Origin of the sequence: Orrella dioscoreae (assembly GCF_900089455.2) — a bacterium.
Taxonomy (GTDB): Bacteria; Pseudomonadota; Gammaproteobacteria; order Burkholderiales; family Burkholderiaceae_B; genus Orrella; species Orrella dioscoreae.
The window spans coordinates 969,644-990,956 of record NZ_LT907988.1; the positions used below are offsets into that span (position 1 = coordinate 969,644).

23 protein-coding genes are annotated in these 21,313 nt (G+C 67.4%); 8 read left to right on the plus strand and 15 right to left on the minus strand.

Annotated elements, in window-relative coordinates:
• The first annotated feature begins 16 nt into the window (after positions 1 to 16).
• Positions 17 to 718 carry a GntR family transcriptional regulator gene (locus ODI_RS04390; RefSeq protein ID WP_067752707.1) on the plus strand — a complete coding sequence of 234 codons (702 nt, stop codon included), beginning with the start codon at positions 17 to 19 and terminating at the stop codon, positions 716 to 718.
• A gap of 9 nt (positions 719 to 727) precedes the next feature.
• Here the strand turns inward: ODI_RS04390 and ODI_RS04395 are convergent, their stop codons facing one another.
• Positions 728 to 1,282 (minus strand): helix-turn-helix domain-containing protein, encoded by a 555-nt coding sequence (locus tag ODI_RS04395; protein WP_067752710.1) that lies wholly within the window; start codon positions 1,280 to 1,282, stop codon positions 728 to 730.
• A gap of 177 nt (positions 1,283 to 1,459) precedes the next feature.
• Between ODI_RS04395 and ODI_RS04400 the strand changes: the two genes are divergently transcribed.
• The gene (locus ODI_RS04400; RefSeq protein WP_197707137.1) at positions 1,460 to 2,371 is read left to right on the plus strand and encodes a DMT family transporter; all 912 of its coding nucleotides are present in this window, start codon (positions 1,460 to 1,462) and stop codon (positions 2,369 to 2,371) included.
• Positions 2,372 to 2,390: 19 nt separating this feature from the next.
• Here ODI_RS04400 and ODI_RS04405 read toward each other — a convergent pair whose 3' ends face one another.
• From ODI_RS04405 to ODI_RS04425, 5 genes are all read right to left on the minus strand, one after another.
• Entirely contained in the window at positions 2,391 to 3,131 is a 741-nt protein-coding gene (locus ODI_RS04405) for an amino acid ABC transporter ATP-binding protein (RefSeq protein ID WP_067752713.1), read from the minus strand.
• On the minus strand, positions 3,112 to 3,768 hold the full coding sequence (locus tag ODI_RS04410) for an amino acid ABC transporter permease (protein ID WP_067752715.1): 657 nt from the start codon (positions 3,766 to 3,768) through the stop codon (positions 3,112 to 3,114). The genes ODI_RS04405 and ODI_RS04410 overlap by 20 nt, the downstream gene beginning before the upstream one ends.
• Complete coding sequence (locus tag ODI_RS04415; protein ID WP_067752717.1) at positions 3,765 to 4,433, minus strand: amino acid ABC transporter permease; 669 nt, start codon at positions 4,431 to 4,433, stop codon at positions 3,765 to 3,767. Before ODI_RS04415 ends, ODI_RS04410 begins: the two co-directional genes overlap by 4 nt.
• A gap of 19 nt (positions 4,434 to 4,452) precedes the next feature.
• Positions 4,453 to 5,235 carry a transporter substrate-binding domain-containing protein gene (locus ODI_RS04420; protein ID WP_067752721.1) on the minus strand — a complete coding sequence of 261 codons (783 nt, stop codon included), beginning with the start codon at positions 5,233 to 5,235 and terminating at the stop codon, positions 4,453 to 4,455.
• A 199-nt stretch (positions 5,236 to 5,434) separates the two neighbouring features.
• A complete protein-coding gene (locus tag ODI_RS04425) occupies positions 5,435 to 6,130 on the minus strand; it encodes a GntR family transcriptional regulator (RefSeq protein ID WP_067752724.1) in 696 nt (231 codons plus the stop codon).
• A gap of 136 nt (positions 6,131 to 6,266) precedes the next feature.
• Between ODI_RS04425 and ODI_RS04430 the strand changes: the two genes are divergently transcribed.
• Entirely contained in the window at positions 6,267 to 7,526 is a 1,260-nt protein-coding gene (locus ODI_RS04430) for a M20/M25/M40 family metallo-hydrolase (protein ID WP_067752726.1), read from the plus strand.
• A gap of 19 nt (positions 7,527 to 7,545) precedes the next feature.
• Here the strand turns inward: ODI_RS04430 and ODI_RS04435 are convergent, their stop codons facing one another.
• From ODI_RS04435 to ODI_RS04475, 9 genes are all read right to left on the minus strand, one after another.
• A complete protein-coding gene (locus ODI_RS04435; protein ID WP_067752729.1) occupies positions 7,546 to 8,793 on the minus strand; it encodes an allantoate amidohydrolase in 1,248 nt (415 codons plus the stop codon).
• A 200-nt stretch (positions 8,794 to 8,993) separates the two neighbouring features.
• The gene (gene ybgF / locus ODI_RS04440; RefSeq protein ID WP_067752733.1) at positions 8,994 to 9,680 is read right to left on the minus strand and encodes a tol-pal system protein YbgF; all 687 of its coding nucleotides are present in this window, start codon (positions 9,678 to 9,680) and stop codon (positions 8,994 to 8,996) included.
• A 94-nt stretch (positions 9,681 to 9,774) separates the two neighbouring features.
• Positions 9,775 to 10,290, minus strand: a complete 516-nt coding sequence (gene pal / locus ODI_RS04445; RefSeq protein ID WP_067752735.1) for a peptidoglycan-associated lipoprotein Pal — start codon at positions 10,288 to 10,290, stop codon at positions 9,775 to 9,777.
• Between the two features lie 45 nt (positions 10,291 to 10,335).
• Positions 10,336 to 11,604, minus strand: a complete 1,269-nt coding sequence (gene tolB, locus ODI_RS04450; protein ID WP_067752807.1) for a Tol-Pal system beta propeller repeat protein TolB — start codon at positions 11,602 to 11,604, stop codon at positions 10,336 to 10,338.
• A 90-nt stretch (positions 11,605 to 11,694) separates the two neighbouring features.
• Positions 11,695 to 12,816: a cell envelope integrity protein TolA gene (gene tolA, locus ODI_RS04455; RefSeq protein ID WP_098020838.1), complete on the minus strand. Its 1,122-nt coding sequence runs from the start codon at positions 12,814 to 12,816 to the stop codon at positions 11,695 to 11,697.
• A gap of 34 nt (positions 12,817 to 12,850) precedes the next feature.
• A complete protein-coding gene (gene tolR, locus ODI_RS04460) occupies positions 12,851 to 13,309 on the minus strand; it encodes a protein TolR (RefSeq protein WP_067752739.1) in 459 nt (152 codons plus the stop codon).
• Positions 13,310 to 13,990: a protein TolQ gene (gene tolQ / locus ODI_RS04465; RefSeq protein ID WP_067752742.1), complete on the minus strand. Its 681-nt coding sequence runs from the start codon at positions 13,988 to 13,990 to the stop codon at positions 13,310 to 13,312.
• Positions 13,991 to 13,992: 2 nt separating this feature from the next.
• Positions 13,993 to 14,427, minus strand: a complete 435-nt coding sequence (ybgC, locus tag ODI_RS04470) for a tol-pal system-associated acyl-CoA thioesterase (RefSeq protein WP_067752745.1) — start codon at positions 14,425 to 14,427, stop codon at positions 13,993 to 13,995.
• A gap of 35 nt (positions 14,428 to 14,462) precedes the next feature.
• Entirely contained in the window at positions 14,463 to 16,193 is a 1,731-nt protein-coding gene (locus ODI_RS04475; RefSeq protein WP_067752748.1) for a proline--tRNA ligase, read from the minus strand.
• An 89-nt stretch (positions 16,194 to 16,282) separates the two neighbouring features.
• Here ODI_RS04475 and ODI_RS04480 point away from each other — a divergent pair, with 89 nt between their 5' ends.
• From ODI_RS04480 to ODI_RS04500, 5 genes are all read left to right on the plus strand, one after another.
• Positions 16,283 to 16,870 carry an RNA pyrophosphohydrolase gene (locus ODI_RS04480; RefSeq protein WP_067752751.1) on the plus strand — a complete coding sequence of 196 codons (588 nt, stop codon included), beginning with the start codon at positions 16,283 to 16,285 and terminating at the stop codon, positions 16,868 to 16,870.
• Positions 16,851 to 17,546 (plus strand): response regulator, encoded by a 696-nt coding sequence (locus ODI_RS04485; protein WP_067752754.1) that lies wholly within the window; start codon positions 16,851 to 16,853, stop codon positions 17,544 to 17,546. Before ODI_RS04480 ends, ODI_RS04485 begins: the two co-directional genes overlap by 20 nt.
• A gap of 97 nt (positions 17,547 to 17,643) precedes the next feature.
• Positions 17,644 to 19,047: a sensor histidine kinase gene (locus ODI_RS04490; RefSeq protein WP_067752810.1), complete on the plus strand. Its 1,404-nt coding sequence runs from the start codon at positions 17,644 to 17,646 to the stop codon at positions 19,045 to 19,047.
• Positions 19,048 to 19,315: 268 nt separating this feature from the next.
• Positions 19,316 to 19,762: a tripartite tricarboxylate transporter TctB family protein gene (locus tag ODI_RS04495; protein WP_067752757.1), complete on the plus strand. Its 447-nt coding sequence runs from the start codon at positions 19,316 to 19,318 to the stop codon at positions 19,760 to 19,762.
• Positions 19,763 to 19,768: 6 nt separating this feature from the next.
• Positions 19,769 to 21,292: a tripartite tricarboxylate transporter permease gene (locus ODI_RS04500; RefSeq protein WP_067752760.1), complete on the plus strand. Its 1,524-nt coding sequence runs from the start codon at positions 19,769 to 19,771 to the stop codon at positions 21,290 to 21,292.
• Positions 21,293 to 21,313: the final 21 nt, after the last annotated feature.

Sequence of the window (21,313 nt, forward strand, 5' to 3'; positions counted from 1 at the left end):
CCAGAAGGGAGCGCCCATGACGGATGCCGCCACGCAAGTCCCGGCACGGCGCGACACGCTGGCCGACCAGGTCTATGAGCAGTTGAAGCAGGACCTGTTCGGCTACCGGCTTTTGCCGGGCGACCGTTTCACCGAGGCCGACGTGGTGGCGCGCACCGGCGCCAGCCGCACGCCGGTGCGCCAGGCGCTGTATCGCCTGCAGCGCGAAGGCTTCGTCATGGTCCACCTGCGCAACGGCTGGCAGGTGCGGCCCGTCGATTTCGCGCACTTCGACGCCTTGTACGAGGCGCGCATCGTGCTGGAACTGGCCGCCATCGAGCGCCTGTGCGCACGCCCGTCGCCCACGCCTGCCGAAGCGCTGCGCGATCTGTCCGAGTTCTGGCTGGTGCCCGAGTCCGAGCGCCTGGATGACGGCCCTTACGTGTCGCAGCAGGACGAGGCCTTTCATTGCCGCCTGGTGGAGGCCGCGGGCAATCCGGAACTGGCGCGCATGCACGTCGAGGTGACCGAGCGCATCCGTATCCTGCGGCGGCTCGATTTCACCCAGGGCGCACGCATCCAGGCCACCTACGATGAACACGCGGCAGTGCTGCGCGCACTGTTGACGCGGCGCGTGGACGAGGCACGCCGCCTGTTGAAGTCGCATATCGAGATCAGCCGCGCCGAGGTGCAGAAGATCACCCTGCACATGCTGCACACCTCGCGCAGCGAGTGGTAGGGCCGCCGCTCAGCGCGAGGCCACCACCAGCACCTGGGCGTCACGCGGGCTGAGGGTGCGCATGCGGTGGTGCAGGGTGGCGTCGAAATACACGGCGTCGCCGGTTTCCAGCCGCAGGCTGCGCGTGCCCACCACCATCTCCACCGTGCCGGACAGCACCAGCACGAACTCCTCGCCCGAGTGCGGCGAGGCGGCCTGGCGCGCGGGGAATTCGCGCGGTGGCACCACCAGCACCGGCTGCATCGAGCGCACGCGCCGCTTGCCCGCCAGGGCCTGGTAGGAATAGCCCAGGGCCGTGCCCAGGCGCACCAGCGGCTTGCGCTCGTTGGCCCGCACCACGCTGACCACTTCGTCCAGGCCCTCCGGGCCGCTGCCCAGCAATTGGTCGGCGCTCAGGCCGTAGGCCTCGGCCAGCTTGGTGGCGGTGGCGGCGGAGGGCTGGCTGAGCCCGCGTTCCAGCTTCGACAGGTAGCTGCGCGTCAGGCCCGTGCGCTGGGCCAGGCCGGCCAGCGACAACTGGTGCTGACGGCGCAGGGTACGCAGGCGGAAGGGCAGGTCGATCATGATGTGGCGGTGTTCCGGGCTCGGCCCGCCAGGGCGGCGGCCGGGTGGCCCACTATCCGCCTCAGGACACAGTGTGTCAACCGACGGGCACGGAGCGCCCCGCCGGGGCATACAGTAAAGGCATCAACCTTTTTCGCCGACCCGCCGCCGGGACGCCGACCTGCCCTTAGGATGCCCGTGGACCTCACCTGGATCTGGATTCCCGCCACCATCGCCGCCTGCGCTGCCCAGGCCGGACGCAACGCCGTGCAGCGCAGCCTGACCGAGACGCTGGGCACGCTGGGCGCGACCCAGGTGCGCTTTCTCTATGGTTTTCCCTTCGCGTTGCTGTTCCTGGCGATCATCCTGGCCAGCACCGGCGAACGGCCGCCGGCCGTCAATGGCGGATTCCTGGCCTATGCCTTCGCCGGCGCCGTCGCGCAGATCACCGCCACGGGCCTGATGCTGGCCGCCATGCGCGAGCGCGCCTTCGTGGTCGTGACCGCCTGGACCAAGACCGAGCCGCTGCAGGTCGCGGTATTCGCCTTCGTCGTCCTGGGCGATCCGCTGTCCCTGGGGGCGATCGGCGCCATCATGCTGGCGTCCCTGGGGGTCGTGCTGCTGTCGGTGAAGCCCGGCGCGACGGCCAGTGCCTCGGGCGGGGTGAAGCCGGTGTTGCTGGGCCTGGTCTCGGGCGCGTTCTTCGCCTTGTCCGCCGTCGGCTTCCGCGGCGCCATCCTTGCCGCGGGCGAGGGCAGTTTCCTGGCGCTGGCCAGTTGGACGCTGGCCTGCTCGCTGGGCATGCAGGCGCTGATGCTGTTCCTGTGGATGCTGCTTTTCGACCGGGGCCTGCTGCGGTCCTGCCTGCGCGCCTGGCGCGCCTCGCTGTGGGGCGGGCTGCTGGGCGCCACCGCCTCGCAGGGCTGGTTCATCGGATTCTCGCTGACCGCCGCGGCCAATGTGCGCACGCTCGGCCTGCTGGAGATCCTCTTCGCGCAACTGTTGTCGGGCAAGCTGCTCGGGCAGCGCACCACGGGACGGGACGCCGCGGGCGTGGGTCTGGTCATTGGGGGGGTGGCGCTGCTGATGCTGTGGATGCCGCGCGGCTGAAGGCCGGGACAGGCGCCGGCTAGGCCGCGGGCGGTTCGATCATGCCCAGGAACTGGCGGAGTTCCGGCGTGGCGGGGCGGTTGAATATCTCTCCCGGCGGCCCGGATTCGTGGATGCGGCCCTGGTGCATGAAGACCACTCGGTCGCAGACATCCCGGGCAAAGCGCATCTCGTGCGTCACCATCAGCAGCGTCATGCCGTCGGCCGCCAGGCTGCGCACCACGCCCAGCACCTCGTTGACCAGTTCCGGGTCCAGGGCCGAGGTGATTTCATCGCACAGCAGGGCCATCGGCTGCATGGCCAGCGCCCGGGCGATCGCCACCCGCTGCTGCTGGCCGCCGGACAGTTCGCTGGGCCAGGCGTCGAAGCGGTGCGCCAGGCCGACCCGCTGGAGCATCACGCGCGCCAGCGCCTCGGCCTCGGCCGTGCCGGCCTTCTTGCTGACGATGGGCGAAAGCATGACGTTGCGCCCGACCGTCAGGTGCGGGAACAGGTTGAATTGCTGGAAGATCATGCCGACCTTCAGGCGCAGCTTGCGCAACTGCAGTTCCGAGCTGCCCAGCTTGGCGTCGGCCACCATGATCGAGCCATCGTCGATGGTCTCCAGCCCGTTGATGCAGCGCAGCAGCGTGCTCTTGCCCGAGCCGCTCTTGCCGATGATGGCGACGACCTCGCCGGGCTCCACGCGCAGCGTGACGCCCTTCAGGACTTCGTTCTCGCCGAACCGCTTGCGGACGTCTTCAAGTGCGATGAGGGGCATGCAGTTTCCTTTCCAGCCGCAAGGCCAGTCGCGAGAGGGGCCAGCACAGCACGAAATAGAACAGGGCGGTGTAGGCGTAGACGGTGAAAGGCTGGAAGGTGGCGTTGGTGATCATCGTGCCCGCCTTGGACAGCTCGGTGAAGCCGATGATGGAAGTCAGCGCGGTGCCTTTGACGATCTGCACGGCGAATCCCACGGTGGGCGCAACGGCGATGCGCATTGCCTGGGGCAGGACCACGTGGCGCAATTGCTGCGTGTATCCCATCGCGAGACTGGCCGACGCCTCCCACTGGCCCTTCGGAATGGCCTCAACGCAGCCGCGCCAGATCTCGGCCAGGAAGGCAGCCGACCACAGCACCAGTGCCGTGCCGGCCGCGACCCAGGCAGGCACCTCCAGCCCGACCAGCGCCATGCCGAAGAAGGCCAGGAACAGCTGCATCAGCAGCGGCGTGCCCTGGAACAGTTCGATGTACAGCATGGCCGCCCGGCGCAGGACCGTCACGCGCGAGGTGCGCAGCCACAGCACCGCTGCGCCCAGCGCCGCGCCGCCCGCGAAGGCCGCCAGCGACAGCACGACCGTCCAGCGCGCGGCCAGCAGCAGGTTGCGCACGATGTCCCATTGCGAGAACTCGATCATCGCGTGCCTCCGCCGAACAGGCGTTGGCCCAGCACCCGCAGGCATTGCCGCAGCAGCAGCGCCAGCGCCAGGTAGATCGCCGTGGCCACGAAATACGACTCGAAGGCACGGAAGTTGCGTGACTGGATGAAGTTGGCGGCGAAGCTCAGTTCCTCGACCGCGATCTGCGAGCACACGGCCGAGCCCAGCATCACGATGATGACCTGCGAGGACAGCGCTGGCCAGATGCGCGCCATCGCAGGGCGCAGCACCACGTGGCGGAAGACCTGGAGGGGCGACATGGCAAGGCTGGCGCCGGCTTCGTACTGGCCGCGCGGGGTGGCCTGGATACCCGCGCGGATGATCTCCGCGCTGTAGGCGCCCAGGTTCGCCACCATGGCGATGCAGGCTGCCTGCACCTCGCCCAGCTGGATCCCCGCGGCGGGCAGGCCGAAGAAGATGAAGAAGAGCTGGATCAGGAAGGGGGTGTTGCGGATCAGTTCGACATAGGCCACCACGGGCGCGCGCAGCCCTGCCGGGGCGTAGCAGCGTACCCACGCGCAGGCCAGGCCCAGCGCGATCCCGCCCACGGCGCCCACCCCGATGAGCCAGGCCGTCAGGGCGATGCCCCTGACGAGCACGGGCCAGTAGTCCAGGATGGCATCGAAGGCGAAGACGTAGTTCACGATGCGCGTGCCGTCTGGATCACAGCTCGGCCGGCAGGTCCGCACCCAGCCATTTCACGGCGATGGCGTTGAGCGATCCGTCCTGCTTGGCGGCGGCCAGGATCTCGTTGACCTTGGCCTGCAGCGCCGCTTCGCCCTTGTTCAGGCCGATGTAGCAGGGCGAGTTCTTGATCAGGAACTTGGTCTCGGGCTTCTTGGGCGGGTTCTTCGCCAGGATGGCCGCGGCCACCACGTTGCCGGTGGCCACCAGTTGGACCTGGCCGGACAGGAAGGCGGTGATGGTGCCGTTGTTGTCCTCGTAGCGGCGGATCGTGGCGGCCTCCGGCGCGATCTTCGACAGTTCGATGTCCTCGACCGAGCCGCGCGTGACGCCGACCGTCTTGCCCGCCAGGTCCGTGGCGGTCTTCGCCGTCACGTCGGCGGGGCCGAAGACGCCGTTGAAGAAGGGCGCGTAGGCGTCGGAGAAGTCGATGGCCTTCTCGCGCTCGGGGTTCTTGCCCAGGCTGGAGATCACCAGGTCCACCTTGCGGGTCTGCAGGAAAGGCACCCGGTTGGCGCTCGTGACGGGCACCAGCGCCAGCTTCACGCCCAGGCCCTTGGCGATCAGCGCCGCGGTGTCGATGTCATAGCCTTGCGGCTTCAGGTCGGTGGTGACCGAGCCGAAAGGCGGGAAGTCCTGGGGCACGGCAACCTTGAGCGTGCCTGCTTTCACGATGTCCTGCAGGGCGTCCGCGCGGGCGGCGGGTGTGCCCAGCGCCATCAGGGCGGACAGGGCGGTCAACAGCAGGGTTCTGCGTAGCATTGCGGGTCTCCTGAAGAGAACAGATCAAATGCACACCAATTCGGTATACAAAATTGATCAAGCAAGCCGCGTGCCAGCCGAGCGTGTGCGAGTGTGTGAAGGGGGAAGGGCGGGAATCGCGGGTGGGGGCCAGCCTTGCGCCGGCAACTTTGCACCAGCGCGGCGCGCGCGCCGCACCATGCTGGCGCGCCGGATGGTCTCAGGTCAGCAGCGCCATCACCAGGTCGCCGTCGCGGGCCTTGCCGTCCTGCGAGAAGTCCAGCGCCTGTTCGACATGGTGCAGGTGGTCGACCATCAGGCTGACGGCCCGCTCCGTGTCGCCCGCCTTGGCAGCCTTCAGGAAGGCATGGTGCTCGTCGGAGGAGCAGGCGGCATCCAGCCTGGATTGGTAGAGCGCCGTGATCACGGCGCTGCGCGCGGACAGGTCCCGCAGCAGCTCGGTCAGCACCGTGTTGCCAGCCACCTCGGCAAGCAGGATGTGGAAGTCGGCAAGCAGGCCGTTGCGCAGCCGCGCGTCGGTGCCGTCGATGGCGCGGCGTTCTTCACGCAGGTGCTGTTCCAGGCGGCGGTAGTCGGCAGGCTTGGCGCGTGCCACGAATTCACGTGCCAGGGCCGCTTCCAGGATGCGCCTGACGGTGAAGACTTCGCGCGCCTCGACGCTGCTGGGCTTGCTCACGAACGCGCCCTTCTCGGGCACGGTACGGATCAGCTTGTCCTTGGACAGCATGAGCAGCGCGGCGCGCACCTTGGTGCGGCTGACGCCGTAGGCGCGGGCCAGCGCCTCCTCGCGCAGGCGGGTTCCGGGAGGCAGGCGGTGCCCGACGATCGCCGAGGCGATGTCGGCGGCGATCTGCTCTGCGCTGAGGTCGGCGTTCGTGGCGGATTGGGTACTCATGATGCGCGTAGTCTACCCAATAATCCTGAACCACTATTGCATACAATAATTACATCCTATAAATTGACGGCCAACCCTGTCCCAGGGCTGTACGCGCCGCGGATCGTCCGGGGCGCCGGCGTCCTTTTTCCTGCTCATGTCCATCGATACCGCGGCGCTCATCCAGGCCTTCCTGGCCAGCCAGAACGAGGCGCAGGCCGGCTTCCTCGCCGAACTGGTCCGTGTTCCTTCAGACAATCCGGGCGGTGACTGCGCCCCGCACGCGCAACGCGCGCAGGCTCTGCTGGCCGCGCTGGGGTTGACGGTGGAAGCCTATCCGGTGCCTGACGCCCAGCTCCGGGCCGTGGGCATGATCTCCGCCACCAATCTCATCGTGCGCATCCCCCTCGGGCCCGGCGGGCCTACCGTCGCCTTGAATGCCCACGGCGACGTCGTGCCGCCGGGGCAGGGCTGGCGGCATGATCCCTATGGCGCGCAGGTCGAGGACGATCCGGAGCACGGTCCGGTCATGTACGGCAGGGGCGTGGCCGTCTCCAAGTCGGATTTCGCCACCTACACCTGGGCTGCGCTGGCGCTCCTGCACGCGCAGGAAAAGGGCGCCGACCTGCGGGGGGCCATCGAGCTGCACTTCACCTACGATGAGGAAACCGGCGGAGAGATCGGCCCGGCCCTGCTGTTGGCGCAGGGCTTGAGCAAACCCGACTACGCCTTGTCGGCGGGGTTCTCCTACGGCATCACGTCGGCGCACAACGGCTGCCTGCACCTCGCTGTCACGGTCCATGGCAAGCAGGCCCACGCGGCCATGCCTCACACCGGCGTGGATGCCCTGGAAGCCGCCACGCACATCCTGCGCGCGCTCTACGACTTCCGGGCGACGCTGGCGCAGCGCCGCTCGGCAACGCCCGGCATCGACACGCCGGGTCTCACGGTCGGGCTCATTCACGGAGGCATCAATACCAACGTGGTGCCGGACCAGGTCACCTTCCGGCTCGACCGCCGCCTGATTCCCGAAGAGGCCGGTCTTGACGCCGAGGCCGAGCTGCGAGGCATCATCGACGCGGCGGCGGCCCAGCGTCCAGGCATCTCGGTGTCGGTGCAAACCGTGCTCCAGGCCCGGCCCTTGGCGGAACTACCCGGCGCCCGGCCCCTGATCGAGGCCTTGCGCACGCATGCGGCCCAGGTCTTCGCGAGGGATATTCCCGTGCACGGCGTGCCGCTCTATACCGACGCGCGCCATTACGCGCAGGCTGGCATTCCCACCGTGCTGTACGGCGCGGGACCCGCCACCCTCATGGAGGCGCGCGGGCACAATTCCGATGAGAATTTGCGGCTCGACGACCTGCGCAAGGCCACGAAGGTGGTGGCGCTGGCATTGGCCGACCTGCTCGCGCCCTAGTCAGCGGGCGCCTGTCCCCTCAGGCGGAGTACGCCAGCAGGAATGCCCAGGCGGCCGCATAGGCCGCCGCAACGTCTGCTTCCGTGACGATCTCGCTGGGATGGTGGCTGATGCCGCCCGCGCCACAACGCACGAACAGCATGCTGACCGGGGCGACCCGCGCCAGCATCATGGCATCGTGGCCCGCGCCCGAGACCAGTTCGTGCACCGCGCCGCCCTGCGCGCCGATGGCGTGCCGCCACGCTTCGCGGCCTGCAGGGTCGCAGGCCACGGCGCTGGCGCGCAACAGCGTCTCCGATTCCAGGCTGACCCTGCGCCGTGCGCAGATCTCCGCGATGCGTGCGTCGATGTCGGCGAGCGCGGCGTCGCGTGTCGCGTCGTCGGCCGCGCGCACGTCCAGGCTGAGCAGGCAGGCGCCGGGAATCACATTGACGGAGCCGTTGGGAACCTCCAGCTGGCCGACCGTGCCCACCAGCCCGTTGCGGCCGTCGCAGCGTGATTCGACGGCCAGGACGATTTCGGCCGCCGCACAGGCGGCGTCCTGGCGCAGGCGCATGGGCGTCGTCCCCGCGTGCCCGGCCAGGCCGGTCAGGCGCAGCCGCCGGCGCACGCTGCCCGCGATGGCGCTGACCACGCCCAGCGGTGCATCCAGGTCCAGCAGCACGGGTCCCTGTTCGATGTGGATCTCGAAGTAGTGCGCAATCCCGCTAGCCCCACCTGCGGCCCGTGCAATTTCCGCGGGGTCGTGGCCGGCGTCGCGCAAGGTCTGCGACAGGGGAGTGCCAGCCCGGTCGAGGGTCGTCAGCAAGCGATCGTCGAAATGTCCCGCATAGGCCGAGGAGCCCAGAAAGGTGCTGCCAAAGCGCACACCTTCCTCTTCCGCGAAAGCGACGACCTCCAGGTCGCGGGACAGGCGTATGCCCCGCGTGTGCAAGGCCTCCACCAGCCCGATGCCCATCAGGATGCCGAGCCGGCCATCGTATCGTCCGCCGTTGCGCACCGTGTCATAGTGGCTGCCGGTGACGAGGCGGCCCGCGACACCCGCGCCGGTGCCGTGATAGCGGCCCAGCACGTTGCCGACGGCGTCGACATGGACGCTGTCGCAACCGGCGGTGCGCAGCCACTGCGCCAGTTGGCTGGCCACGGCCTGGTGGGCCTCGGTCATGTACGTGCACGTCAGTTGGCCGGGCGTCTCCGTGTGGCCGGCCAGAATGTCCGCGCGGTCAAGCAAGGCGCGGGCCGCTGCGCGAAAAGTGTCGGAAGTCATGGTCGGGACGGCATGGGCTCGGGGAAAATGCCATTAAATAATAATGCACAATTTTTGTATACGATCCTGTGCGGCCTGAGGCGCGTCAGGCCTCGCGGCATCGAAGGGCGAACGCACGCGCGCGCTGCATTTTCCCTGGCTGCAAAAACAAACTGGCGCCCCTCGGGGCGCCAGCGTGGCCATGCCTGGAACCGCGTGGATCAGAGCAGTTGCAGGCGCTTGCCGGCGGTATCGGCCGCGGGCGTCTGCGGATAGTCGCGCACGATCCGTTGCAGCGTCGCCTTGGCGGCGGCGCGGTCGTTCAGTTCGATCTGGCCGCCGGCAACGACCAGCAGCGCATCCGGCGCACGGTCGTTGTCCGGGTGGGTCTGGACCATGTTCTGCAGTTGCGAGATGGCGCCCTTGAAATCCTTCAGCGCATAGTGGCTGCTGCCCAGGTAGAACTCGGCGGTAGGCGTCAGTTCGCTTTGCGGGTACAGCGCGACGAAGGCCGACAGGGCTTCCGCGGCTTCCTTGTATTGGCCCTTGCGGAAGAGGTCGATGGCGCCTTCATAGGTGCCTTGCTCTTGCGGGTCGGCCACGGCCTGCTGGCCGCCCCGGCCCTGTTGCTGGCCTTGCGCCGTGGGCACCGGACGGGAAGCCAGCTCGACCTGGTCGCGCAGGCGCATCACTTCCAGTTGCAGCGCGTCGATCTGGCCGGCCAACTGCAAGGTGGCGCGCTGGTTCTGCTCGGTGATCTGCTTGATCTGCTGGCGCAGTTCGAGGATGGCGCGGCGCGCTTCATCGTCGGAGAACGCGTGGGCCGGGGCGCTGACGAGCGCGGCGGCGGCCAGGCTGGTGGCCAGCAGGGTACGGGAGATGAACGGGGTCAGGGCAGATGCGCGCATGGGTCTTTCCAGCAATCAAAAACACAAACGCCCGGTAAGCGCTTGCCGCAACACACGGCGCGGCGCCTACCGGGCATCCTGTCACTCAACGGGATCAGCGACGATAGACGAAGTCGGCCCGGCGGTTTTCAGCGTAGTCGGCTTCGGTGTTACCCGTCGCTTTCGGCTTTTCCTTGCCCAGGCTGATCGTTTCGATCTGGCTGTCCGACACGCCCAGCAGGGTGAGCGTGCGACGCACGGCATCCGCACGACGCTGGCCCAGGGCCAGGTTGTACTCGGCGCCGCCACGGGCGTCGGTGTTGCCTTCGAGAATGACGCGTTGCTGCGTGTTGCCGGTCAGGTAACGGGCATGGTTTTCCACCACGCCACGGTACTGTTCGGTCACCGTGTAGCTGTCATAGTCGAAATACACCGAGCGCTGTTGCGCCAGGATGCTTTGCGGGTTGAAGGGGTCGAGAATCTGGCCGGACGAAGCGCCCGTCGAGGTTCCCTGACCGGCGGTGCCACCTTGACCGGTCTTGGCCTGATCATCCAGATCCACGGAGCTGCAGGCGGCCAGGGCGGACGCCAGAGCAACGACGGTAAGGCTTTTGGCAATGCGCGATCTCATGATTTTCCTTTAAAGAGACTCACACGTTTGTTGGTACGAAACAACTCAATTTGCGTTGAGGAAGGGTCCCCACGTGGGTTCCCGTACCTCGCCGTTCAGCACCGACAGCGTGGAGCGAACACGACCATCGCTTGAAACCCCGGCCAGTACACTGCGCCCGTTCTGAACGGCGGCGTATAGTACTTCCAAACCATTGGCCGCGAAACTGGGAGATTGGTCGTCGGGGCCTTGGGTCAGCAGGGTTTCGTTGCCGGACGCAATGTCCAGGGCAGCGATCCGAAAAGTGCCTTCACGACGAGTAACGTACAGCAGGGTTTTTCCATCAGGGGAAATTCTGGGTGAAATGTTGTAACTGCCGTTGAAGGTCACGCGCTGCGGGTTGCCGCCGTCCAGTCCGGTGCGGTAGACCTGCGGGCTGCCGCTGCGATCGCTGGTGAAGTACAGGCTGCGGCCATCGGGCGAGAAAGTCGGTTCCGTATCAATGAGCGGCGAGCGCGTCACGCGGCGCAGGTTCTGGCCGTCGGCCCCCACGATATAGATCTGCGACAGGCCGTCACGGGTCAGCACCACGGCCAATTGGCTGCCGTCGGGCGACCAGGCGGGCGCGGAATTGTTACCTTTGTAGTTGGCCACGGGTACACGTTGGCTGGTCGCCAGCGTGTGCGCGTACACCACGGGCTTGCCGGACTCGAAGCTCACATAGGCCAGCCGGGAGCCGTCGGGCGACCAGGCGGGCGAGATGATGGGCTCTTTCGAACGCAGGGCCACTTGCGGATTCTGGCCGTCGGCATCGGCAATCTGCAGCTCGTACTGGCTGCCTTGCTTCAGCACGTAGGCGATGCGGGTCGAGAACACGCCGCGCACGCCGGTGATCTTTTCGTAGATGCGGTCGGCGATCTGGTGCGAGATGCGGCGCAGTTCGCGTTCGGTGCCCGAGAACGCCACGCCGTCGGCCTGGCCGCCCTGGACCGTGTCGGCTAGGCGGTAGCGGATTTCGTAGCGGCCGTCGGCCGAGCGCGTGATGCTGCCGTAGGACAGGTGATCGGCGCCACGGTTGCGCCAGTCATCGTAGTTGACCGGAGTTTCCGAGGTCAGCTCGCTGCCGGACGCGCTCACCAGGCGGAAGCGCCCGGTGCGGGTCAGATCGGCACGGATGATTTCCGCCACGGTGCGGCCTGCGTCGTTGCCGGTGAAGTCGGCAATGGCGATGGGGTATTGCTGGGCGCCGGTGCCCGAGATGTCCACGCGCAACTGGGCGTGCGCCGATTGCCAGAACATCAGGGTCAGCATGACCAGCGTGAAGCTGGCCAGCATTTTCCACAGGTTGCGGGTGCGAGCCGTCTCCTGTGCCTGCGCGCGCGAGGCGCGCTGTCGGGAAATGTCGGGAGTCATTGCTGCTATCTCCTAGTCGTACATGCGGTAGGTCACGTCAATGGTGGACGGATAGCCACCCGTGCTGGGCTTGGGGAAGGGCGAGCAGCGGCGGATGCCGTTCTCGACCGCGCGGTCGAAGCCGCTGATGCCGGACGAACGAGTCATGTTGACGCCGGTCACCGTGCCGTCGTTACGTAACTGTACCCGGTATTCCGCGGTCGGATTGGACGAGCCGGAGCGTGTCGGGACAGGATAGGCCACCCCGGGTTGCACGCAGGCGCGCACCTTGCCGGCATAGCCGTCGTCCCGGCCGCCGCCCGCCTGGTTGCGGTCGGCGGTGCCGCCCGGCAGGCCGGCGGCGCCCAGGGCGTCGCCGCGCATGGCTTCGCGCAGCTGGCGGTCGCGGTCGGCGGCAGCCTTCTTGGCGGCATCTTCCTTGGCTTTCTTCTCGGCGGCCGCCTTCCTGGCCGCGTCTTCCTTGGCCTTTTTCTCGGCGGCGGCCTTCTTCTCGGCAGCCGCCTTTTCCGCCGCGGCCTTCTCCGCTGCGGCCTTTTCGGCTTCAGCCTTCTTCGCGGCGGTTTCCTTGGCAGCGGCTTCCTTCTTGGCAGCCTCTTCCTTGGCCTTCTTCTCGGCGGCGGCGCGTTCCTGCTCCAGGCGCTCGCGTTCGGCCTTTTCGGCCTTCTCGCGTTCCTGCTTCAGGCGTTCCTCTTCCTTGCGCGCTTCTTCCTTGCGCTTGGCTTCGGCGGCGGCGCGTGCCTTTTCCTCTTCCTCCTGCTTGCGCTTGCGGGCTTCGGCCAGCGCGATCTCGGGATCGGGCGCTTCGACCTTGGGGGGCGCGGGAGGAGGAGGGGGCGGCGGAGGCGGCGGCGGCGCGGGTTCCGGCTCGGGCTGCGGCTGGGGTTGCGGCGGCTCGGGTTCGGGTTCCGGCTCGGGCTCGGGTTCAGGCTCCGGCTGGCGGGCATTCGGGCTGTCGCCCGGCGCCCACAGCTCGACCTGGACCGGGCCGGGCGTCTCGCTGCGCCAGGCCATGCCGAAGATCAGCACCACCAGGAGCAGCACGTGCACGCCCACGGCCAGCAGCAGCGCGCGTTTGTCGCTGGGCGGCGGCGGCATGCCGTTGCGGTCGGTGTCGTTGGAATTCACGGGCGGCATGGATGATTGAGTGCTTGCGGGAGGCGCGCCGCCATCAGCGGCGTGCGGGCGTGGCGTTGGTCGGCGCGCCGCTCTGGTCGACCAGCAGGCCCAGGCGGGTGATCCCGCTGGCGCGCAGCTCGTCCATGGCCTTGACCACCTGCTCGTAGGGCACGCGGCCGTCGGCGGCAATGACGACCGGGGTCTCGGGCGTCAGGCGCGCCTGGACTTCCTGCACCAGCGATTCGCGGGCGATGTCCTGCGGCTGCGAACCGGCTTCGCGCATGCGCACGGCGACCTTGCCGTCCTCGGAGATCTGGACTTCCAGCGGCACGGCCTTGACCTCCGAGGCCTGGCCCACCGAGGGCAGTTCGATCATGCCCGGCGTGATGAGGGGCGCGGTGACCATGAAGATGACCAGCAGCACCAGCATGACGTCGATGTAGGGGACGACGTTGATCTCGTTCTTGAGGCGCCGGCCGCCGCGGCCGCTGCTCGATCGGACCGAAGGCATTTAGCGCACCTGACGTTGAAGGATGTTCAGGAATTCGTCCACGAAGGCGTCGAAGCGGATCGACAGCCGGTCGATGTCGTGGGTGTAGCGGTTGTAGGCCACGACCGCGGGAATGGCGGCGAAGAGGCCGATGGCCGTGGCGATCAGTGCTTCGGCGATGCCGGGCGCCACCGAGGCCAGGGTGGCCTGCTGCACGTTGGCCAGGCCCAGGAAGGCGTGCATGATGCCCCACACGGTGCCCAGCAGGCCGATGTAGGGGCTGACCGAGCCGGCCGAGGCCAGGAAGTTCAGGCGCGATTCCAGCGAGTCCATCTCGCGCTGGTAGGCGGCGCGCATGGCGCGGCGCGGGCCGTCCAGCACGGTCTGGACATCGCCGCCGGGATTGTTGCGGCGGGCCTTGGCGAATTCGCTCATGCCGGCATCGAAGATGCGCGCGAGCGCGCCGTGTTCGGCGCGGCGGCTGGCCACGGCCTGCTGCAGCATCGTCAGGTCGCCGCCCGACCAGAAGTCGTTCTCGAAGCGGCGGGTCTGCAGGTCGGCCTGCTTCAGCGCGGACCGCTTGGCGAAGATGAAGGTCCACGACAGGATCGAGATGCCGAGCAGGATCAGCATGATGAGCTGCACTGGCACGCTGGCGTCCAGGATCAGCTTCAGTATCGACATGTCATTCGTGACTTGCATGGTTATTCCCGTAGGTCCCGTAGGTTGGCCCGCAGCACGTCCACTAGCGTGGGAGGTAAGGCGGCGGGTCGCAGGTTGACGGCGTCGACGCAGCAGATTTGGATGTTGCCCGACACGAGCAGTTCCCCATCGCGTTCTGCGTGTTGCGCGAAGTGTATCGAAGCACGGCCCAGCTTGGTGATCTCGCTGTGGATGGTCAGCAGGTCATCCAGCCGCGCCGGCTTGCGGTAATCCATGTCCAGCGAGCGCACCACGAAAAGGCGTTGCTCGGTGACGGCCATGGTCGATTGGTTGATGCCCAGCGCGCGCAGCCACTCGGTGCGGGCGCGTTCCAGGAACTTGAGATAGTTGGCATAGAAAACCACCCCGCCCGCGTCCGTGTCTTCGTAATAGACACGAACCTGCAGGGTGGATCTCGGCAAGGCGTCAGCAGTCACGTTGCGGGTTCGGCAAATCCGGCAGAGTCTGCCGTTCAGGCCTGGGCCAGCGCGGCCAGGGTCTGCGCCAGCGCATCGCCCACGGCGACCTTCACGTTCTCGCCCTGGCGGCGGGACTGCAATTCCACCACACCGTCGGCAAGGCCGCGTTCTCCAACTGTTACGCGCACCGGCACCCCGATGAGCTCCCACTCGGCGAACATGACCCCCGGGCGCTGGTCGCGATCGTCCAGGATCACGTCCACGCCTTGTTCCTGCAGGGCCGCGTAGAGCTTTTCCGCCTCGTCACGAACCGTTGCACTTTTCCCCCAGCCCACGGGGCAAATGGCCACCTGGAAGGGGGCGATGGCGGCCGGCCAGATGATGCCGCGCGCATCGTGGTTCTGCTCGATGGCGGCGCCCACGATGCGGGTGATGCCGATGCCATAGCAGCCCATGCGCAGCAGCGCCGGCTTGCCGGTCTCGTCCAGGAAGGTCGCATTGAGCGCCTCGGAATACTTCGTGCCCAGGAAGAACACGTGGCCGACCTCGATGCCGCGCTGGATCGCCAGGCCCTGGCCGGAGGGACCGATGTCGCCGGCCACCACGTTGCGCAGGTCCGCCACCAATTCGGGTTCGGGCAGGTCGCGGCCCCAGTTCACGCCGGTGTAGTGGAAGTCTTCGGCGTTGGCGCCGCAGACCAGGTCGCTCATGTTGGCGACGGTCAGGTCCGCCACCACGCGCACGGGCTTGGCCGTGCCGATGGGGCCCAGGTAGCCGGGCTTGCAGCCGAAATGCTCGACGATCTCGGACTCTGTGGCGAAGCGCCAGCCGGCCTTCAGGCCCGGCAGCTTGCCGGCCTTCACTTCATTCAGCTCGTGGTCGCCGCGCAGCAGCAGCAGCCAGATCTGTGCGGGGCCGTCCTCGGGATCGGTCGCCAGCACCAGCGATTTCACGGTGCGTGCCAGCGGGATGCCCAGCAGGTCGGCCACGGCCTGGCACTTGGCCGCGCCGGGCGTCGGGGTCTTGGCCAGCGACTCGGCGGGCGCGGCGCGCTCGGCCAGCAGGCTGGGCGCGTGGGCCAGCTCGATGTTGGCCGCGTAGTCCGAGCCCGGATCGTAGACCAGCAGGTCTTCGCCGGTGTCGGCGATCACCTGGAACTCGTGGCTGCGGTCGCCGCCGATGGAGCCGGTGTCGGCCGCCACGGCGCGGAATTCCAGCCCCAGGCGCTTGAAGATGCGCATGTACGCGTCGTACATGACGTCATAGCTGCGCTGTGCGCCCTCGTCGTCGCGGTCGAAGGAGTACGCGTCCTTCATGGTGAATTCGCGGCCGCGCATCAGGCCGAAGCGGGGGCGGCGCTCGTCCCGGAACTTGGTCTGGATGTGATAGAAGTTCACCGGCAGCTGGCGCCAGCTGTGGATCTCGTTGCGCGCGATGTCGGTGATGACTTCTTCCGACGTGGGCTGCAGGACGAAATCGCGGTCGTGGCGGTCCTTGATGCGCAGCAGCTCGGCGCCGTACTGCTCCCAGCGGCCCGACTCCTTCCAGAGTTCGGCGGGCTGGACGACGGGCATCAGCAGTTCGACGGCGCCCGCGCCGTTCATCTCCTCGCGGACGATGGCCTCGACCTTGCGGATGACCTTCAGCCCGAGCGGCATATAGGTATAGATGCCGCCGGCCAGCTTGCGGATCATGCCGGCCCGCGTCATGAGCTGGTGGCTGGCCACTTCGGCGTCGGAAGGGGCTTCTTTCAGGGTATTCAGGTGGTAACGTGAGGCACGCATAGATTGGCCAGGGGCTCCGGGGGTCGGCAGATCGGACTTCAGATACGTATAATCGGATGCAATTGTATTGAATTCGCTGGAGGTGGCCCATGCTCGATCGCGAAGGCTACCGTCCCAATGTCGGCATCATCCTCGTCAACCACAAGAACGAGGTCTTTTGGGGTAAGCGGCTGCGCGAACACGCCTGGCAGTTTCCGCAAGGCGGCATCAAGCACGGTGAAAGTCCTGCGCAGGCAATGTACCGCGAGCTCCACGAGGAAGTGGGCCTGCGGCCCGAACATGTCCGGATCCTGGGGCGAACACGCGACTGGCTGCGTTATAACGTGCCGGAGAATTTCGTGCGCCGTGAGTGGCGCGGTCATTACAAAGGCCAGAAGCAGATCTGGTTCCTGTTGCGGCTCATGGGCCGCGACAGCGATGTCTGCCTGCGCGCCACGGCGCACCCCGAGTTCGACGCCTGGCGCTGGAGCAAGTACTGGGTGCCGCTGGATGCGGTCATCGAGTTCAAGCGCGACGTCTATACCCAGGCGCTGAACGAGCTGTCGGTCATCCTGTTCCGGCGGCAGCAGGAAACCCGCTATCTGCGCCAGCGGGTGCATGGAAACCGGGGAGACGGCGCGTCCGGCGCGCAGTCTCCCGCAGAAGGAAGCGACACGTATGCGCATATTGCTGGTTGAAGACGAACGCGAGATGGCCGCCTGGCTGGTCCGGGCGCTGTCTCAAAGCGGCTTCGTCCCCGACCACGCGGCCGATGCGCGCACGGCCGAGGCTTTCATGGCGGGCAACGAATACGACGCCATCGTCATGGACCTGCGCCTGCCCGACAAGCACGGCCTGGTGCTGTTGCGCGAGATGCGCAATCGCAGCGACAGCACCCCGGTGCTGCTCCTGACGGCGCAGGGCGCCCTGCAGGACCGCGTGCGCGGCCTGAACCTGGGCGCCGACGATTTCCTCACCAAGCCCTTCGCGCTGGAAGAACTGGAAGCGCGCCTGACCGCGCTGGTGCGCCGCAGCCGTGGCCGCCAGCACCCGCGCCTGCAGTGCGGGTCGCTGTCCTATGACAGCGAAAGCCGTTCCTTCACCCTGGACGGCGGCCTGCTTTTCCTCACGCCACGCGAGCACGCCGCGCTGGCGGCATTGCTCACCCGCAGCGGCTATCCGGTCGACAAGTCCAGCCTCTTCGGCAAGGTCTTCACCCACGACAGCGAAGCCAACCTCGACGCCATCGAGGTCGTGCTGCACCGCCTGCGCAAGAAGCTGGCGGGCAGCGACGTGCGCATCACCACGGTCCGCGGCCTGGGCTACATGCTGGAAAGCGTGGCCAGCGAAGCCAGTGAAGCCGCACCCGGCTAACTGGCGGCTGTTCCGTCTCATCGACGTCGTGGTGCCGCGTGTCGGCATCCGGCCGCTGCTCGTGGCCTTGCTGCTGCCAGGCATCATCGGCCTGCTGATGATCGACAGCTGGAACGACTACCGCACCCTGTCCGAGATCACCGCCGAAGCCTACGACAGCAGCTTGCTCGAGCCGGCGCGCGTGCTGGAAAGCAGCGTCGAATTCGCCAACGACCTGACCCTGCGCATCAGCGCACCCATGTATGCGCAGGTGCTGCTGGAGTCGCGCGCGGGCCTGCGCAAGTACTACCGGGTCGAGGAAATCGATCCGCCCATCGCGCCAGGCAGAGGCTCGCCCGTGCTGCCAGGGCGGGCGCTCATCGGCATGCCCGACATGCCGATGCCGCCCCAATGGCCTGCCGAGGCGGGCGAACCCGTCTTCTACGATTCGGTCTATCGCAACGACCCGGTGCGGGTGGTGGCGATCTGGCGCGACCTGTTCTATCGCGGCGCGCATCGCCAGGTGCTGGTGCAGGTGGCCGAAAGCATGGGGCCGCGCCTGAACGCCGAGGAGCGCGGCCGGCAGCAGGAGGCCCTGCGCGATGCCCGCATGGTCGTGCTGGTGGTGCTGCTGGTGTGGCTGGGCGTGGCCCTGGCCTTGCGGCCGCTCTATCGCCTGCGCAATGAAATCCGCAGCCGTTCCCCGCAAGACCTGAAGCCCCTGGATCCCTCGCGGGTGCCGAACGAGGTCGTGCCGCTGGTCGAGGCCGTGAACCATCACATCGCCCGCTATGGCGACATGCTGGCAGAGCAATCCGCCTTCCTGGCCGATGCCTCGCATCAACTCCGCACGCCGCTTGCCATCATGCTCACGCAGGCCGAATACGCCTTGCGTGAGCGCGATCCGCAACGCATGCGCGAAGGCCTGCATGCGCTCATCGAGCAACTTGGCCGTACCCGGCGCCTGACCGAGCAGTTGCTGTCGCTCGCGCACGCCAGCCACGAGGACGAACGCACGGCACAGGCCGTCGATGTCGACGAGCTGGCGCGGGCCGTGGTGTTGCGCTACCTGCCGCTCGCCCGCGAGAAAAAGCAGGATCTCGGTTGCCTGACCTCGCCCGCGCCGGACGCCGATGAGGGCGGGGCGCGCTGGCCGCTGGTCGTGCAAGGCATCGAGGCCGAGTTGCAGGAAGCGCTCTCGAATCTCGTCCACAACGCCCTGCATTACGCGCCCCCTGGCGCGTGCATCACGGTCTCCGTCGAGCCTGGCGAGACCGACGTGCTGCTGGCCGTCACCGACGACGGGCCCGGTCTCGAGCCGGGGCTGCGCGAGCGCGCCTTCGGGCGCTTCGACAGGGCCGGCGTGGAGAAGGGCGAAGGCGGTTCTGGTTCGGGCCTTGGCCTTGCCATCGCGCGCGCCTATGCGCGCCGCAACGGCGGCGATGCCACGCTGGAAGACGGCGAAGTGCGTGCCGATGGCGGCGTGGGATTGCGCGCGGTGTTGCGTCTGCCGCGCGGCTGAACACACGGCTGATTCCTTCTTTCCGGTTCCATCTTTGCATTGGGGATTTCCCGCGCATCGTGTGCGCTTCCCTCTGTGACGCGTGTTTTTTAATCCACGCTGTTACACATCCGCGAAAGCAAATCGCAAGCCTCGCTTCCTAGACTCCTGCACTTTCAACTGCGCGTCAGTTGCTCGCAAAACCTTGTGCCATGCGGGTGGCGGCGCATGCCTACAAGAAAGGGGGAGTACATCCGTGGAACCGAAGATAGTTGTTCCGCCAAGCGTCATGCGGCGCGAATGGTGGGCCGGGGGGATCATGATCGGGCTGGGCATTGCCGTCGTGATCGGCGGCAACCTGTACCAGGTGGGCAGCCTCTCGCGCATGGGCCCGGGGCTTTTCCCCATCATCCTGGGCGTGCTGCTGGCGCTGATGGGCGTGCTCATCATCGTCACCGCCAAGACGCTGCCGCCCGACGAAGAGGGCGATGAAATGGGTCCGCCCGAGTGGCGCGGCTGGGCCTGCATCCTGGGCGGGCTGGTGGCCTTCATGATCCTCGGCCGCTACGGCGGCCTGGTGCCGGCCACCTTTGCGCTGGTCTTCATCGCCGCCATGGGCGACCGCGAACACACCTGGCGCACCGCGCTGCTGCTTGCCTTGGGCGTGACCGTCGTGGGCTGCGCCATTTTCTCGTGGGGCTTGCAGCTGCAATTCCCGCTGCTGCGTTGGGGCTGATCGAACATGGATATCTTCAATAACTTGATGCACGGGTTCTCCGTCGCCTTCGCGCTGGACAACCTGATGTGGGCCGCTTTCGGCGTCTTCATGGGCAACCTGATCGGGGTGCTCCCCGGCATGGGCGTGCTGGCCGCCATCTCCATCCTGCTGCCCCTGACTTACACCATGACGCCCACCGCGGCGCTGGTCATGCTCTCGGGCATCTACTACGGTTCGCAGTACGGTGGCGGCATCACCTCCATCATGCTGAACCTGCCGGGCACGGCCTCGCACGCCGTGGCCTGCCTGGACGGCAATCCGCTGGCGCGCCAGGGCAAGGCTGGGTCCGCGCTCTTCATGCTGATGTTCTCGTCGTTCTGCGGCGCGACCGTCGGCATCCTGGCCATGATCCTCTTCTCGCCGATGCTGGTGGAAGTGGCCTTCAAGTTCGGTCCCGCCGAATACTTCGCCATGATGATGCTGGGCCTGCTGGCCGGCGCCACGCTGGCCAAGGGCTCGGCGGTGAAGGGCGTGGCCATGGTGCTGGTGGGCCTGGTGCTCGGCGTGATCGGCACCGACGTCAACACCGGCGTCATGCGTTTCCACTTCGGCATCCTGGAACTCAGCGACGGGCTGCAGATCGTGGCGCTGGCCATGGGCCTCTTCGGCATCGCCGACTTCCTGAAGAACGTCAATCGCATCGACTCCAGCGCCAAGATCATCGGCGGCGGCGGCATCTCGATGAAATCGATGCGTCCGCAAAAGGGCGACATCAAGCAGTCGCGCGGCGCGCTGGTGCGCGGCACGGCCATCGGCGCGGCTTTCGGCGTCTTGCCCGGCACCGGCCCGACGATCGCCTCGTTCATCTCCTACGCCGCCGAGAAGAAGGCCGCCAAGGAACCGCGCCGCTTCGGTCGCGGCGCCATCGAAGGCATCGCCGGCCCCGAGGCCGCCACCAGCGCCTCGACGCAGACCAGCTTCATCCCCACGATGAGCCTGGGCATCCCGGGTGACCCCGTGATGGCGCTGATGCTGGGCGCGCTGATCATCCACGGCATCCAGCCGGGCCCGCAGATGATGATCGAGCACGGCGACATGTTCTGGGGGCTGATCGCCAGCTTCTGGGTCGGCAACGTGCTGCTGCTGTTGCTCAACCTGCCGCTCATCGGCATGTGGATCCGCATGCTGTCGGTGCCGTTCCGCTATCTCTTCCCCGCGGCCCTGTTCTTCGTGTGCGTGGGGGTCTACAGCACGAACAACAACCTCTTCGACGTCGCGATGGTCACGCTCTTCGGCGTGGTGGGCTACTTCTTCATGCGCCTGCGCTTCGAACCCGCACCCCTGCTGCTCGGTTTCGTGCTCGGTCCCATGGTCGAAGAGAACTTCCGCCGTGCGCTGCTGCTGTCGCGCGGCGACCTGATGATCTTCGTCGAACGTCCCATCAGCCTGGGCTTCGTCGCGGCCTGCGTGGCGCTCGTGGGCTGGCTGACCTTCTCGGCCATCCGTGCGCGCCGCCGGGAGCTGTCTCCTCAGGTGCAGGCCGGCTGATCCCGGGTCTGTCCTGTCTTT